The sequence below is a fragment of the Deltaproteobacteria bacterium genome (assembly GCA_019309045.1).
Taxonomy (GTDB): Bacteria; Desulfobacterota; Syntrophobacteria; order BM002; family BM002; genus JAFDGZ01.
On the sequence record JAFDGZ010000002.1, the window covers coordinates 17,614 to 32,915 of the forward strand.

Consider the following 15,302-nt stretch of genomic DNA (forward strand, 5'->3'; position numbering starts at 1 on the left):
GGCTGGCTTCGGCTGCCACTGCGGCCGTGGGCGTCCTTTGCTGCAAACTGCAACTGCAGGCTCATGATTGTCCAGACCTGCGGGCCGCGGGCTCACCTCGCTGTAATGCTGCTCGGTGCCAGGTGGTGTGCAGGTGCTGTTTATGGTTCGGCATTGAAGAACCGTGCCGCAGTCTGCAGGAGAGATATCCCCTGCACTGGCTGGCCACAGGAGCTCTGGCAATAGCCGGGCTGGAGCAATTGAACCGCTGGAACCACCTGAGACCTTCTTTTCCTGCCCACTGCCGCTGTTTGTTATGCCTCATGTTAGCACATTCAGAAGGATTTGTGATCGTCGCCTTCTTGCTGGAAGGAAAAAGTAGAATGATCGAGTCAAGCAGGCGGTTTGGCGAGGGCCTTGCTGTCGCCAGGTTCCAGCAGGGAGCCGAGGACAAAATTGTCTCTATGGATGACTTCATCCGAGTGTTTGTATCCCAGAGTCCGCTCGATCAGATTACTCCTCTTGCCTTTGATCAAATCGATCTCGGCAGCCGAGTAGTTTACCAGACCTATGCCCACGGTCTCCCCGAATTGATCGAGACAGCGCACCGGGGCACCCACGCCGAACTTGCCAGTCACCGAGACAATACCACTTGGCAGAAGGCTCTTGCCCTGTGTCTTCAGTGCCTTGGCTGCGCCGTCATCCAGAACGAGCTCGCCCTGGGGTTTCAAGGTGTGGGCGATCCATTGTTTTCTTCCCGGCAACCGCCTTTTTGCCGGCAGAAAGAGAGTGCCGATCTGCTTGCCGTCAAAAATTTGCTTGAGCACGTATCGTTTTCTGCCATTGGCAATGATCATAGGAATGCCGGCTGCGATTACTTTGCGAGCAGCTATGAGTTTGCTGCTCATGCCGCCGGTACCCACACTGCCTGGAGTGTCGCTGGCGCACTGCTGCAGACGGCGATCGATGCGGCGCACCAGGTGAATAATGCTAGCGTTCTCATTTCGCCTCGGGTCACAATCGAAGAGCCCGTCGGTATCAGTGAGAGCCACCAGGAGGTCCGCTTCGGTAAGGTGCGCGATCAGGGCTGATAGATTGTCGTTGTCGCCGAAGCGAATCTCGTCCACCACAACAGTATCATTCTCGTTGACAATAGGGATAATGCCCCAGTCCAGTAAGGTCTGCAGGGTATGACGGGCATTCAGATAGCGGCGACGATGAGTGAGATCATCGCTGGTGAGAAGCACCTGGGCAACTTTGAGATCATAATGGTGGAAGGCCTCTTCATAGGCCTGAATTAGGCTGCTCTGGCCAACAGCAGCGGCAGCCTGCTTTTGAGGAATCGTTCTGGGCCACTCTCGAAGCCCCACCTTGCGCATGCCGGAGGCAATTGCTCCTGATGAGACAATGACTACCTGGCGGTTCTGTTCTCGCAACAGGGATATTTCGTCGCAAAGGCGGTTGATTACCCCGAGGTCCAGACCACGGCTGCCTGTGAGCACGCCGCTGCCAACCTTGATGACAACGCGGTTTACCTCAGCCAGAATTCTTTGGCGTTCAGTTGATGTGAGCATGCCAGCCATTCAGCAGGATTCTTTCCGGTGCCAGTGTCCTGCTCGACTGCTCTCCTGGGAGGGGCTACCCTCTCGAATGGCTCCTCAGAGAATGACAATGGTGAGCAGGCCAGAGAACAAGATTTCGGTTTTATCCAAACAAGCCAATATTGTTCGAGCACCTCAAGAGAAGCAATTGCTTCTATTGCCGAGTGACGCCAGTTGTTCTGCTATTGCCTGCAACAAGAGTTGAACATTTTGCCCTGTGGCCGCAGAGATGGCATACACTGGAAGTCCAATTTTCTCAAGAGATGCACTGATTTTATTCAGCTTCTCCTGGCTGGAGAGCAGATCTATCTTGTTCAAGGCGATGATTTGCGGTTTGGCCAATAGCCTGGCGCTAAACTGCTCCAGTTCATGGTTCAGGGAATGAAATCGCTGCAGTGCTTCTGCTGGGTCCTCCTCAGTAATTGAGATGTCAATGAGATGGACCAGAACTCTTGTTCGTTCGATGTGTCGCAAAAACTTGTGTCCTAAGCCAGCACCGCGATGAGCGCCCTCTATGAGGCCGGGAATATCCGCCACCACAAAGGAATCGCCCTGTTGGGACCGCACCACGCCAAGGTTGGGCACCAGGGTAGTAAAAGGATAGTCGGCTATTTTGGGCCGGGCCGCCGAAATCCTGGCAATCAATGTTGATTTGCCCGCATTGGGAAAGCCGACCAGGCCAACGTCCGCCAGAAGCTTCAGCTCGAGTATGAGGTGGCGTTCTTCTCCAGGTTGACCGTTTTCGGCAATTCGAGGAGCCCGTCTGGTGGAGGTGGCAAAGCGGGCATTGCCTCTACCGCCAGCACCGCCTCTGGCCACTATGCAGGAGTCGCCCTCAGTGACCAGGTCAGCACACAGTTCTCCACTGTCAGCGTCTCTGACCTGAGTGCCCACGGGAACCAGCAGTTTCAAATCGCTGCCGCTCCTGCCAGTTTGCTGTTTACCGCGGCCGTGTTCTCCTCTAGCCGCCCGAAAATGTCGCTGGAAATGGAAGTCGAGAAGGGTTTGCTTGGTGCTGGTGGCCTGGAGGATCACATGGCCACCCCTGCCGCCATCACCACCATCAGGCCCACCTCTGGGGACATATTTCTCACGGCGAAAGCTCACACAACCGTTGCCCCCGTCACCAGCGCGCACGTGTATCTTGACCTCGTCAATGAATCGCATAGGTAGCGATGACCGGCGTTTTCAGACTTGCAGTTCATCAAGAACCGGGGGCATAGACGCTGACTTTCAACCGTCTCTTGTCTTTTCTCTCGAAGCGAACAACGCCGTCTATTTTGGCAAACAGGGTATAGTCTTTACCCATGCCCACATTTTGCCCGGGATGAAAACGGGAGCCAACCTGTCTTACCAGGATATTGCCGGCGCGGACAAACTGGCCACCGAAGCGCTTGACGCCTCGGCGTTGGGCGGCGCTGTCGCGACCATTTCGAGAGCTTCCTCCAGCTTTTTTGTGTGCCATATGCTTATTACCTCATGCGGAGGACATCTCTGGAGTTTGAATGCCTTCAATGAGCAGCTCGGTGTATCTCTGACGATGTCCCTGCTTCTTGCGGTAGCCCTTGCGTCTCTTGTACTTGAAAACGATTATTTTGCGTCCCAACACCTGTGCTCGTACTCTTGCAGTTACTTGCGTGTTGCTGAGCGTCTCTCGGTCCACATGGAGCTTGTCGCCGTCATTGACCATCAGCACGTCGTCGAGAGGCACCATATCTCCTACGGCAGCATCGATTTTCTCTACGCGAATCACATCGCCGGGACTCACGGTATACTGTTTACCACCTGTGCGAACCACTGCGTACATATGTCATACCTCCAGAATGAGAAATAGTCAAATTAATGTAAAATCTTCCTTTTGTCAAGATTCATCCGCCATTTTTGTGAAGTCCGCTCCGCTGCCATCAGGGGAGCTTTCTGTTGCCCTGTTCAGAGCATGTCCCAGCAGAAGAAGCATCAGGCCTGGCGAGGGGTCTCTGCTCAAGAGAGGCAACTTCAGGAAACCGCTGAGATTTCATATTGTTCGAGATGCAAGTGATTGTCTGTTTGCACAGTGATGCGGCCCTGCAGTTTTCGCTCCAGTTCTTCCAGATGCTGCCGTTCTTCATCGTAGAGCAGGTGGGCCACTTCTGGATGTGCTGTGACCATAATGCTCCGGCCAAACAGGGTTTCGTGTTCCCGTTCGATTTCCCGGAAAATCTCATAGCAGATGGTAGTTTTTGATTTGAGACATCCCTCGCCTTCACAATAGAAGCACGGTTCGCAGAGAACTCTGGTGATGCTTTCTTTGGTTCTCTTGCGAGTCATCTCTATTAGCCCGAGTTCGGACATCTTGAGAATGTTGGTCTTGCTCTTGTCCTTTCTGAGGGCCTCCTTGAGGCTGTTGAAGACCTTGTCGCGGTTTGATTCTTTGGCCATGTCTATGAAATCAATGATAATGATGCCGCCAATATTGCGGAGGCGCAGCTGGTAGGCGATTTCTTTCACAGCTTCCAGGTTTGTCTTGAGGATGGTTTCTTCCAGATTTCGTTTGCCCACGTAGCGGCCCGTATTTACATCTATGGCAGTAAGGGCTTCGGTAATTTCAATAATGATATAGCCGCCAGATTTCAACCATACCTTCTTGCCGAGAGCCCTCTGGAGCTCCACTTCTATGCCGTAGGCATCAAATATGGGTTCAGACTCTTCATAGAGCCTCACATCCGCCTTGAGGCTTGGCATAAAGGTGTCCACAAATTTGAGGATTTTGTTATATTCCTCCGGGGAGTCCACTATCAGTTTGTCCACCTCTTTGGTGAAAAGATCGCGTACCGCCCTCAGGCTGACATCGAGATCCTGATGGAGCAGGGCAGGAACCTGACAGTGATCATTTTTTCGCTGGATGCTGTTCCAGAGTTTCAAGAGGAAGTCCATTTCCGTCTTTATCTTGTCGCGCTCCACGCCTTCGGAGGCTGTCCGGGCAATGAAGCCGCAGGTGGGGGGCTTGATGCTGAGCAATAGATCCCGCAAACGTCGGCGTTCTTTGTCGTTCTCGATGCGCCGTGACACCCCAACATGATCTACAGTGGGCATGAGAACCAGATGCCGTCCGGGCAATGAAATATGAGAGGTAATCCTGGCCCCTTTGCTCCCCAGAGGCTCCTTGGCTACCTGCACCAGAATTTCCTGGCCCTCTTGCAGTCGATCTTCTATGTGTGCTTCAAATTCCAGCGGCTGTTCACATTCCAGTTCTTCTTCGTCGAGCTCTTCAGTAGCGGCTGCCATCATCTCTTCCATGCCATCGAGATTGTCTGAGACATCACTTACATAGAGAAAGGCTGCCTTGTCCAGACCTATGTCCACAAAAGCGGCTTGCATGCCGGGCAGAACACGCACTACTCTTCCTTTGTAGATGTTGCCGGCAATGCTTCGCTCTCCGGCCCGCTCTATGTACAATTCGCTTACAGTACTGTTTTCCAGAAGAGCTACCCTTGTTTCGTAAGAGGTGGTATTGATAATCAGATCAGTAGACACGTCTACAACCCTTTCACAGGTACAGCCGAGGTTTTTACGATGCGAGCCGTGGCCACGACTTCTTCGGGCACCTCGAAGAGATGACAGAGGAGATCGCGCACGCGTATGTTGCCGTTGATCCCTTCGAGCAGTCCGAATCTGAGGGTGTCAGGAGTCACCAGCACAAGATCTCTCAGACGGTTCTGCAGAGAAATTTCTTTGTCGCCTTTTTTGGATTTCTGCCGCAAGGGGGCGAGGTCATTCTTGTTGAAACGGAGGAACCCTGCCATTGGCCAGCATTGCTCAGAAAGCACGGCCTCATAGGTGACCAGATATGCCCTGTTGGGCTGGTGCTTCTCTTTTCTGCTTACCTGGACGACCTCTAGGCCAGTGGGCAGCTGGCTGTTGAGGCGAACAGCTATTTCCTCTGGTGGTAGAGCATCATAGAAGAGCACTTCCATCTCCTCTACCCGGCTTTCCATACCCAGCGGCAGGGCATTTCCAAAAGAAAGTCTGGGTACAGGGTGGTAGCCCTCACTGTAACAGAGCGGCAGAGCCGCCCTTTTGAGAGCCCGCCGAAAGACATTGACCGTTTCCAGATGGCTGAGAAAACGAGCAACACCTTGTTTGGCGTAGCGGATGACAAACCAGCAGCGTTTTTCATGAGGGTCTGACGGTTGGATTTGCCCGGGCATAGCTACTTCCTGACTCTCTTCTTCTTTGAGCAGCCGCAACTGGGGCCTCACCTGCTGGTGATCACAGACGCCGCAGGAGGTGCAGCCTTGTTGGCGGCAGTCCGGGGTGAGAGTTTGCTTCATGGCCTTCTGGTATTCTTTCCACAGGTACTCTGGATCGACGCCGCAATCCAGATGCTCCCAGGGCAGTACCTCTAGGCGGTCGCGGGGCCGCTCGCAGTAAAACTCGGGTTCGAGATGGTTTGCAGCGAAGGCCCTCTGCCAGAGCTCCGCACGAAGCTGGTCGCTCCAACCGTCAAAGCGGCAGCCCAGTTGATAAGCGGTGAGTAAAACATTGGCAAGACGACGATCACCCCTGGAAAAGACGCCTTCCAGCATGCTCTGGTAAGGTTGGTTCCATTTGAAGCTCAATCCTTTTCTGCGCAGCTGCTTTTTGAAAAACTGCAAACAGTGCCTCATTTCAGCGAGGCTCATCTGAGATTCCCATTGAAATGGCGTATGAGGTTTGGGAACAAAGGTGGAAATACTCACGTGCAGCCGGCGTGCAGGCCTGCAGCTGGCGGCCTGCTGCCAGACTTTCAGGGCCAGATCTACCAGAGCCTGCCGGTCCTCTTTTGTCTCAGTGGGCAAGCCCATCATGAAATAGAGCTTGAGCAGAGGCCAGCCAGCCTGGTATACGGCCTCGACCGTTTCCAGCAGCTCAGGTTCACTGATGGCTTTGTTGATGACATGGCGAAGCCTGTGGCTGCCCGCTTCGGGAGCCAGAGTAAAGCCGGTTTTCCTGACTCTGTCCACCTCAGCGATCATCTCTTTGTCGAGCGTGCCAACGCGCAGACTGGGCAGGGAAACTGCCAGGTGGTCGCTGCTGTATTTTTTCATCAGCAGGCGCAGAACCTGGTGAATACAGCTGTAGTCGCCTATACTGAGGGCCAGCAGGGAGACTTCATCGTAGCCGGTGGCTGCCAGGGCCTGCTGCAAAGATGACAACAGATCTGCAGCAGATCGCTCCCTTACCGGGCGATAGATGTAGCCTGCCTGACAGAAGCGGCAGCCGCGACTGCAGCCGCGAACAACTTCAAAACGCAGGCGGTCATGCACGATGGCAGTGGTAGGTACCAGCGGCTTGCCAGGAGGTCTGCTTGCTTCGAGCTGCGGCAAAATGCGCTTGTGCACGCGAACCCTGTGAGAAGAGCGGGGCACTATATGCGAAATTCTGCCGTCGGCCAGGTAGTGCGGTTCAAAAAAGGCAGGGACGTAGATTCCATCGAGCTGAGCCAGCTCTTCGAGAAGTTCGAAGCGGTTTGCAGAACTGTTTTTCCACTGGCGCACTTTTTTCGCCACCTCGATCAACAGCTCTTCGCCGTCTCCAAGAGCAAAGGCGTCAAAAAAAGGGGCCACAGGCTCCGGATTGAAAGTGCAGGGGCCTCCTCCCAGTACGACAGGCATGGCTCTGTGGCGATCTGCCGAGCGAAGGGGAATGCCACCCAGCTGCAGCATATTGAGCACGTTGGTGTAGCTGAGTTCGTACTGCAGACTGAAGCCAACGATATCAAAGGCAGAAAGGGGCGTGGCGGACTCCAGAGTGACCAGCGGCAAGGAGTGCGCCCGCAGCAGGGCCTCCATGTCCGGCCAGGGTGCGAAGACACGTTCAGCAGCAGCCCAGTCGAGGCGGTTGACAATATCGTAGAGGAGTAAAATGCCGAGGTGCGACATGCCCACCTCATAGACGTCTGGAAAGGCCAGAGCTATACGAACCGGATAGGTGTCCCAGCTCTTTTCAGGTACATTGATTTCCAGACCAAGATATCTGCTTGGTCTGCGCACCAGAGGCAAAAGAGCCTCATACTTGCTCGAGGCGGCAGTAGCTTGTCTGTTCACTCTGGTGCTATTCATAGAAATATCCAGCAATTGCTGCTGTCTTCTCAACAGCGACGCAGCAATGGCGGCATATCTACAGCCGCCAGCAGGCTGCTTTGTCCAAGCCGGAGGCGCAGCCAGTATAATTGATGCCAGGATATCGCAAATACCGGCTTAGTTCAATGCAGGCGACCCATGCCGTACCTGAATGATGGCGGTCATACCTTGAATAAGGCAAATATACTGATAAGAAAGGCGCTGCCAGCATATGTAATGCCAGCCAGCGCCCGAAAGACGGAATAACCCGCTTGCTATTTGTGTTCTGCTGAGCCTTCAGCTGCTGCGGGTTTTTCGGTTTTTTCACTCTGCATATGGTGACCTGCATGCCCTTGCCCTGGCGCTTGCTCCTCAATTTTCTCCTCTACAGCCGGGGCAGCGGCTTCAGGCAGCTCTTTTTTCTTGGGAGGCGCTTTCAAGCCTAGGGCCACTTCCATGGTGTCGATGCGAGCTTTGATGGCCGAAGGGTCTCCCAGACCGTAGCGCAGGGCTTTCTGATAGGCAGGCAGAGCCTTGCGGTAGGCATTTTGCAGAGCCATTTCAGCAACGGCCACCCGCTTCTCAGCCAGCTGGTACAGAGTGGCAACGGCCTGCTTTCCCGAACTGCCGCCGTTGGTAGATATGGCCTCAGCCTTTTCCAGCAGCTGTGCCATTCTGGCAATATCTGCATTGTCTCCTTTGGTTGACTCTGCATCTATTTGTTGCATGAAAAAGCCGAACAGGGCCTTATACACTGCCTCCTTGCCCACATAACTCTTGTGGAGCAGTGGACTGACGTCAGCGTCGCCGATGGCCACTGGTTCAAAGGAATCGACCTTGGCCATGCCCCGAGGAGCAAATTTTCCTTTCCACAGGGTAATCTTGTTGTCTTCCACCTTGAGGCGATAGCTATTGGAGTTGCTGAAACTGATAATGACCAGAAAACCTACCACCAGCAGGAATATGGCAATGAGGGCGTAGACTCCCATGCCTTTTTTCTGTTCGCTGCCACTGATTTGACCGCCTTGTCCTGACATACCCATCTCCTCTCTCGCTGTAGCTCCATGTGACTCGACATCATATGCAACTGGCTCCGCTGGCTCAGTCGGACGAGTCTGCTCTGTCTCCGTGGTGAACTTGGTGGGACTTTCCGCGGTAGCTTTCGCCGAATCGATGACAGAATCTTCTTCTGCCGCTTGTTCAGCCACACTTTCCACTTCGGTGGGACCGGCTGCTGCTTTTTCCTCGGTTTCAGTTGACTTTGGTGAGGACCGGCTGTCTTTTAATCCCTCCATGCCGTGCTCTTCAAAGCGCTTCAACCAACTGTAATAAGTAGACCTGGAAATGCCCAATTCTTTCAAAATCGTTTTCGTTGGTAGGTTGGACTGTGCCACCTTATCCAAGATTTCCTTCTTCCGTCTTGCTTCAGCTTCAATTTCAGCCTCTGACTTCGCTCCCTTTCTAGTTGGGTTTGCCATGATTACCACCTTTGCTCCTGAGGTGTTAATTTGTACTCTAGACAACCGTGTCCACAAGCAGAGTGAAGACAAAGCCTTCGAGCAGAGTCCCACACCAGATCGGCCCGATTATATAGATAGTGAAAATTGTTGTAAAGTGGTTTTTTTATATAGCAGGATCAAATTTTCCTGTGTCGGTGGAAGTGAGACAAGTCCAATACATCATTTCTGGACATGATCTTCAGGAGCTGTGGACATTCACCGGGACAGGGTTGCATGGTCCAATACCTGTAGGAAGTTGCTGGGCAGCAGGGTGGCAAAATTAGCTTGCAATCGCCAAGAGCCCATGGTATATGATGACCGTTTCTTTGTAATCTGAGCACAGCTAGAAGTCATCCCGTGGGAATTGAATATTGAAAGCGAAGAGAAGGAGGATAAGGGCATGGCAGTATTTCTCGGTGGAATAATTGCAGCGGTAGTGGGTGTGATCTTGCTTATTGTGTGGTGGGTTCCATTCCTGCAGCTGTTGGCAGGAGCGCTTCCGGTGACCCTATTGCTCGGTGGCGCTGTGGCAGCCTATCTCGGGTTTGATGAAGTGAAGGACAAGCTCCCTTATTTCGGCAAAAAGCAGGAGGAGGCCGCGCCAACAGTTGACACGGATGATAGCAGTAAATACAAGGAAGAAGCTGAAAAATACAAGGCAGAGGCTGAGAAGCTCAAGTCCGAGCTCGAGGAAATGAAGAAGGCGGAAGACAAGGCCTAGTATGGGCAGTTGTCTTCTCTGAATGAACCTGCGCCAGGATCAGTGCCAAAGGAGATAAACCACCTTGTTGGAGGTGGTTTTTTTTATGGAGGCCCAGCCATCCCGCAGCAACAGGCACAGAAACGTTGTGCGCCCAGGGTACCAGACCTCATGTCGCCCTCCGGCATGTCTGGTGATTGGTGTCCGGTCAGGCCGAACCCGCAGGACTCTCGCGTCCAGAGCTGCGGGTTGTCTCTGGACGCAACCCCGCCCGCAAACGGTTGCAGCAGAGTGACGGGGGCTCACGCCGCAACCGGGGCCGGCAGGCGTTAAACACGCCTGCGCTTTAATGGCTCCGTAAGGCACGCCGAAGCGTGCGGTGCCGTCCATTCCTGATGGCACGGCAGCAGGAGGCGCCGTTTCTGTGCCTGTTGCTGTGGAAGATGCTTTTCCATCCGCTTATAAAGTCTAGTGCCGGCAGCCCACGTTGTCAATGGTTTCTCTCGAAAGAGTTGTGGCAGCCTCCGGACAGAGAACATTGCTCGGGGGCCGGCACTTCAGTGGGCCTGATCCCAGTTGTCGCCATAGTTCGTTTTCACGCGCAGGGGCACTGAGAGTGCCACCACAGACTCCATCTGTTCCCTTACCAGGGCAGTCACCTCTGTCAGCACCTCGGCAACCACTTCGAATACCAGTTCATCATGAACCTGCATGATCATGGTGGCTGGCAGCCTTCTGAACCGCAATTCCCTGTCTATACGGATCATGGCAATTTTGATGATGTCCGCGGCAGTTCCCTGGATGGGAGTGTTCACTGCTGTGCGCTCTGCGAAGCGCCGCACATTGCGATTGCGACTCTGCAGATCCGGCAGATATCGTTTGCGGCCGAACAGGGTAGTGACGAACCCCTGCTGGCGGGCCTCTTCGGTGACTTTTTCCAGGTAGCGGCCTACTCCTTTATGGCGCTGGAAATAGAGGTCTATGAGGTCTCTTGCTTCGGCCTGGGTTATGTGCAATTCCTTTGCCAGTCCATAAGGGCTCATACCGTAGATGATGCCGAAGTTGATGGTCTTGGCGCGCCGTCTCATGGACTCTGTTACTGCCTGCGGCTCTACGGAAAAAAGCTCAGCTGCTGTCTGTCGATGGATGTCCTGCTCACTCAAAAAGGCCTGTTTCAGGGCCTCGTCATCCGACAGGTGCGCCAGAATCCTGAGCTCGATTTGTGAGTAGTCAGCTGCGAGCAGGCAACTGCCCTCGGCAGCCACGAAGGCGCGCCTGATGGCACGTCCTTCCTGGGTGCGCACCGGGATATTTTGCAGGTTGGGGTTGCTGGAGCTGAGTCGCCCGGTGGCGGTCACCATCTGGTTGTAGGAAGTGTGGATTCGTCCGGTTGCCGGGTGGATCAAGCGGGGTAGTGAGTCCACATAGGTGTTTTTGAGCTTGAGTAGACTGCGATAGGTAATTACTTCCGCTGGCAGGGGATGCAGATGAGCAAGTGAAGACAGGACGCCCATATCCGTGGAGTAGCCCGTTTTGGTCTTTTTTCTAGTTGGCAGCCCGAGCTTGTCGAACAGAATAGCGGCCAGCTGTTGAGAAGAATTTACATTGAAAACTTCTCCGGCCATGCTGAAGATCCTTTCCTCAGAAAGGGCCAGTTTTTCGCTCAACTCCTGTGAAAGCCTCTGCAGTTGCTCAGTGGCCAGCCTGACCCCACGCAATTCCATCCTGGCAAGTACACCTGTCAAGGGCATCTCCACGTCATAGAAGAGCTGGGCCAACTGTTCGAGCTCCAGCTTGCGGTGCAAAACCTCCCTCAGACGCAAAGAGGCCTCTGCTTCAGCGGCGGCAGCCTGAACTATAGCTGGTGAGGCTGACACGGAGCCTGGCGCCTTTTGGCCAGGCCGATGAGATTCCTTTGCACTGGGCAGAGATACATTGAGATACTTGCTGGCAATGGTTCTGAGGGAATACCTCCCTTTGCCGGGATCCAGCAGATACGCTGCCAGCAATGGATCAAAATGGAGCCCCTGGCAGTCGATTCCCATTGTATGGAGAAGGAGCCAGGTGGTCTTGCTGTCAGGGCTCACCTTGAGGATTTTCTCATCTGTCAATACGGGAGCCAGCGACTTTCTGAAGACCTCCAGCGGCATCCGTGAACGTCGGTCTGCTGGGGAGCCAGTCAGCGGAATGTAGCAACCAGTTCGTGGTTGCCAGGAGACTGCCAATCCCCGGACTCTGGCCGACAGGGGACTTCGTCCTCTGGCTGAGGCGACGACGGCTATCTGTCTCTGGTGGCCTAGCCGGGAGGAAAGCTCTGTGAGCTCACTTTCTGTGGAGACACATGTGTAGGAGGTGCCGGCAGCGACTGCAGCAGGTTCATGAAGGTTGCCCTCCAGTTCCCTGAGAAATTTGTGGAACTCCAGCTCTCGAAAGATGGCAGCCAGGGCGTCGTTGTCCTTGCGGGCAACTTTGAATTGGCTCCAGTCTTTGGGCAGAGGCACCTGCGAGTCCAGAACAACGAGCTGGCGGGACAATCTGGCCTGATCAGCATAGGTCTCGAGTCTGGCTCTTTGTTTTGCTGAGGGAATCTTGTCCAGATTAGCCAGCAGGGATTCGATGCTGCCAAACTCTTTGATCAACCGCCGGGCTGTCTTGGGTCCTATACCTGGGACACCAGGTATGTTGTCAGTGCTGTCGCCTGCAAGTGCCATTATTTCTACCACCCTGGAGGGTGGCACCCCGAAGAGCTCTTCCACTTCCGCTGGTCCGAGGCGACGGTCTTTCATAGTGTCCCACACCTGGATGTTGGCTGAAACCAGCTGCAACAGATCTTTGTCGCCGGAGACAATGACCACTTCTGTGCCCTGGCCGGCTGCCCAGGTGGTGATGGTGGCAATGATATCGTCAGCCTCGTAGCCGGGGACCTCCAAGGCGGCAATGCCATAGGCAGTTATGATCCTTCGTATAAAAGGGAGCTGCGAGGCGAGTGCCTCCGGCATTTGCGGGCGGTTGGCCTTGTAGGCAGGACTGAGTTCATGACGAAAGGTTGGTCCGGGTGCATCCAGGGCCACCGCCATATATTCAGGCTGCGTGACAGTCAGAACGCGCCTGAGCATGCCGAGGAAACCATAGGCTGCGTTTGTTGGCAGGTCATGGGAGGTGCTCAGACTGGGGATGGCGTAAAAGGCGCGATATATATACGAACTGCCATCTATGAGATAGAGCGTTCTGGGGGAGTTGGCCATGATCAATCTACTGTTTGCAAGGCAGCTGAGGCAGCAGCGGTAACCCGCGAGTTTAGCGCCGTTAGAGTGAGAAGCTCCAGTTTGTCCCTGAGTCTTTGGGATTCAACAGTTGAACGGCTGGGTGCCAGGTCCGTGAGGGCAGCAATGGCCTGGACTACCACCTTTTCTTCCTTGTAATCCAGAATCATCATGAGAGTGCGCCAGTCGGAAGGCAAGCCGAAATTATTGAGATACTTTTTTACAGCTCCAGCAAATTTGGCAGTACCATGTGCCTTGTGTATAGCATTGAGGGCTTGCTGGTGCTTTTTGCTGCCCCGCTTTCCTTGAAAAAGCTTGTCAGCTTCCTTCAAATACTGTTCTTTGGCCCAGGTGGAGCGCAAGCTCCTCTCCCTGGCGCTCGGCGTGTCTCGGCTCACATGCCTGCTTCGATCACGGCGGCGATCGATCTCTCGCCAACTCGGGCGCTCCCTGCTATCATCATCAGAGCCGCGGGAGGGACTCATAGATTACTCCTGTATTTCTGCTGAGACGAATCAGCTCGATTCACATCGGCTGACAAGGTGAATAGCTCAATAACTCTATCTTAAAAAAAGCCTTTTGATTTGGCAATGTAATTATGCAGCTGGCAGTTCCTCTAGAGAGCCTGTGCTGATCAGGACAGGAGGCCCACAGCAATGGTGTCCGCCCCTGGCAATACCTTGTCTTCTTTCAGAAGAAGCATTGTCGATGTACAATATTGCCCGCAAATTCACCCAGGCCTTTTGAGCGCTCCATGAGGTCCAGAGCAAACCGCTGGCAAGCATACCGTGAGTCTGGCCCGTTTTCCCTTGACTTTACCCTGGCAATTCAGTAACAGATCACATTTACGCGAGCAAGGCGGAGTTGAGCTATGGCAATAAAGGCAATCAAGGGCATGAATGACATTCTGCCAGCCGAGGCATGGAAATGGCAGTTTGTGGAAAATACTGCCCGCCGGGTCTTTGCCAATTTTGGCTATGTGGAAATTCGGCCCCCCATTCTTGAAAAGACTGAGCTTTTTGCTCGAAGCATTGGTGAGACCACGGACATTGTGGAAAAAGAGATGTACACTTTCCCTGACCGGAATAGTGAGCTTCTCACGCTTCGTCCTGAAGCCACCGCCTCAGTGGTGCGAGCGTACATAGAACATGCCCTGCATTTGCAGCCCACCATGCGTAAGTTATACACCATTGGGCCCATGTTTCGCCATGAGCGTCCACAAAAAGGCAGGTATCGGCAGTTTCATCAAATCGATGTGGAAGCTTTTGCCATAGACGATCCCATGATTGATGCAGAGGTCATTTACATGCTCGTCGCTTTTCTCGACGAGTTGGGCATAAGGCAAGTAGAGCTCCACCTGAACTCACTTGGCTGCAGCAATTGTCGACAACCCTTCCGGGCCTCTTTGAGCAGCTATCTGGATGAGACACAGGAGTCCCTCTGTGCGGATTGCCGGCGAAGAAAATTGAAGAATCCCCTCCGGGTTTTCGACTGCAAGGTTCCTGCATGCAGAGAGACTCTGGAGAGAGCTCCAAAGCTGCTGGAGTTTCTCTGTGAAGAATGTGCTGCTCATTTTCAGAGCGTCAGTGATTACCTGCGCTCTCTGGGGTTGGCTGCCAGGGTGGATCCATACATGGTGCGCGGCCTCGACTATTACACCAAGACCACTTTTGAAGTTCTTGCGGAACATCTTGGATCTCAGAATGCTGTTGGTGGCGGCGGCAGATACGACGGCCTGATGAAGATGCTGGGCGGTCCCGACCTTCCCGGTATCGGATTTGCTATCGGTATGGAGCGGCTCATAATGCTTCTTCCCGGGGAGGGCGCCAGAGAGGTCAGGCAGGTGGATCTTTTTGTAGCCTGTCTGGGAGATGAGGCCAGGCGGTTCGGCTTTTCCCTGGTCCAGCAGATGCGCAGGGAAGACGTGCATGCTGAAGCTGACTACGGCAACAGAAGTCTCAAGGCGCAGATGCGCCTGGCAGACAAACTGCGGGCTCACTATGTGCTCATTGTCGGCGAAGATGAGATTGCCAGGCAGAAGGGTACACTGCGAGATATGCGACAGAAGACTCAGGTGGAAGTCCCTTTTGAGACAATGAAAGAACAGCTGCTCACTTTGTGTGGGCAATCATTGGCAGGGTAGATACTGCTCTCTGATGACTCGTATGACATTACAAGCG

The 15,302-nt window shown here is 53.8% G+C and carries 11 protein-coding genes; 2 read left to right on the forward strand and 9 right to left on the reverse strand.

Features of this window, described 5'->3' with window-relative positions:
• Nucleotides 1-371 precede the first annotated feature (371 nt).
• The 7 genes from proB to JRI89_00755 form a co-directional block, all read right to left on the reverse strand.
• Nucleotides 372-1,553 (reverse strand): glutamate 5-kinase, encoded by a 1,182-nt coding sequence (gene proB / locus JRI89_00725; GenBank protein MBW2069755.1) that lies wholly within the window; start codon nt 1,551-1,553, stop codon nt 372-374.
• Between the two features lie 162 nt (nt 1,554-1,715).
• Nucleotides 1,716-2,747, reverse strand: coding sequence for a GTPase ObgE (obgE, locus tag JRI89_00730; protein ID MBW2069756.1), 1,032 nt, complete (start codon nt 2,745-2,747; stop codon nt 1,716-1,718).
• Nucleotides 2,748-2,784: 37 nt separating this feature from the next.
• A complete protein-coding gene (gene rpmA / locus JRI89_00735; protein ID MBW2069757.1) occupies nt 2,785-3,045 on the reverse strand; it encodes a 50S ribosomal protein L27 in 261 nt (86 codons plus the stop codon).
• 12 nt (nt 3,046-3,057) lie between these two features.
• Nucleotides 3,058-3,387, reverse strand: a complete 330-nt coding sequence (gene rplU, locus JRI89_00740; GenBank protein MBW2069758.1) for a 50S ribosomal protein L21 — start codon at nt 3,385-3,387, stop codon at nt 3,058-3,060.
• A 188-nt stretch (nt 3,388-3,575) separates the two neighbouring features.
• Nucleotides 3,576-5,093 (reverse strand): Rne/Rng family ribonuclease, encoded by a 1,518-nt coding sequence (locus JRI89_00745; protein MBW2069759.1) that lies wholly within the window; start codon nt 5,091-5,093, stop codon nt 3,576-3,578.
• A 2-nt stretch (nt 5,094-5,095) separates the two neighbouring features.
• A complete protein-coding gene (locus JRI89_00750; GenBank protein MBW2069760.1) occupies nt 5,096-7,660 on the reverse strand; it encodes a TIGR03960 family B12-binding radical SAM protein in 2,565 nt (854 codons plus the stop codon).
• 275 nt (nt 7,661-7,935) lie between these two features.
• Nucleotides 7,936-9,138, reverse strand: a complete 1,203-nt coding sequence (locus JRI89_00755) for a helix-turn-helix domain-containing protein (protein MBW2069761.1) — start codon at nt 9,136-9,138, stop codon at nt 7,936-7,938.
• A 421-nt stretch (nt 9,139-9,559) separates the two neighbouring features.
• Between JRI89_00755 and JRI89_00760 the strand changes: the two genes are divergently transcribed.
• The gene (locus tag JRI89_00760; GenBank protein MBW2069762.1) at nt 9,560-9,880 is read left to right on the forward strand and encodes a hypothetical protein; all 321 of its coding nucleotides are present in this window, start codon (nt 9,560-9,562) and stop codon (nt 9,878-9,880) included.
• A 536-nt stretch (nt 9,881-10,416) separates the two neighbouring features.
• Here JRI89_00760 and polA read toward each other — a convergent pair.
• Together polA and JRI89_00770 are read right to left on the reverse strand one after the other, a co-directional pair.
• Nucleotides 10,417-13,104, reverse strand: coding sequence for a DNA polymerase I (gene polA / locus JRI89_00765; protein ID MBW2069763.1), 2,688 nt, complete (start codon nt 13,102-13,104; stop codon nt 10,417-10,419).
• A gap of 2 nt (nt 13,105-13,106) precedes the next feature.
• A complete protein-coding gene (locus tag JRI89_00770; GenBank protein MBW2069764.1) occupies nt 13,107-13,607 on the reverse strand; it encodes a hypothetical protein in 501 nt (166 codons plus the stop codon).
• A gap of 386 nt (nt 13,608-13,993) precedes the next feature.
• Between JRI89_00770 and JRI89_00775 the strand changes: the two genes are divergently transcribed.
• Nucleotides 13,994-15,265: a histidine--tRNA ligase gene (locus JRI89_00775; GenBank protein MBW2069765.1), complete on the forward strand. Its 1,272-nt coding sequence runs from the start codon at nt 13,994-13,996 to the stop codon at nt 15,263-15,265.
• Nucleotides 15,266-15,302 lie beyond the last annotated feature (37 nt).

What these genes read in the sequence shown, in the direction of transcription:
- rpmA (MBW2069757.1), bottom strand. Translation starts at nt 3,045, where the DNA reads ATGGCACACAAAAAAGCTGGAGGAAGCTCTCGAAATGGTCGCGACAGC.
- JRI89_00755 (MBW2069761.1), bottom strand. Translation starts at nt 9,138, where the DNA reads ATGGCAAACCCAACTAGAAAGGGAGCGAAGTCAGAGGCTGAAATTGAA.
- obgE (MBW2069756.1), bottom strand. Translation starts at nt 2,747, where the DNA reads ATGCGATTCATTGACGAGGTCAAGATACACGTGCGCGCTGGTGACGGG.
- proB (MBW2069755.1), bottom strand. Translation starts at nt 1,553, where the DNA reads ATGCTCACATCAACTGAACGCCAAAGAATTCTGGCTGAGGTAAACCGC.
- JRI89_00775 (MBW2069765.1), top strand. Translation starts at nt 13,994, where the DNA reads ATGGCAATAAAGGCAATCAAGGGCATGAATGACATTCTGCCAGCCGAG.
- JRI89_00760 (MBW2069762.1), top strand. Translation starts at nt 9,560, where the DNA reads ATGGCAGTATTTCTCGGTGGAATAATTGCAGCGGTAGTGGGTGTGATC.
- rplU (MBW2069758.1), bottom strand. Translation starts at nt 3,387, where the DNA reads ATGTACGCAGTGGTTCGCACAGGTGGTAAACAGTATACCGTGAGTCCC.
- JRI89_00770 (MBW2069764.1), bottom strand. Translation starts at nt 13,607, where the DNA reads ATGAGTCCCTCCCGCGGCTCTGATGATGATAGCAGGGAGCGCCCGAGT.
- polA (MBW2069763.1), bottom strand. Translation starts at nt 13,104, where the DNA reads ATGGCCAACTCCCCCAGAACGCTCTATCTCATAGATGGCAGTTCGTAT.
- JRI89_00750 (MBW2069760.1), bottom strand. Translation starts at nt 7,660, where the DNA reads ATGAATAGCACCAGAGTGAACAGACAAGCTACTGCCGCCTCGAGCAAG.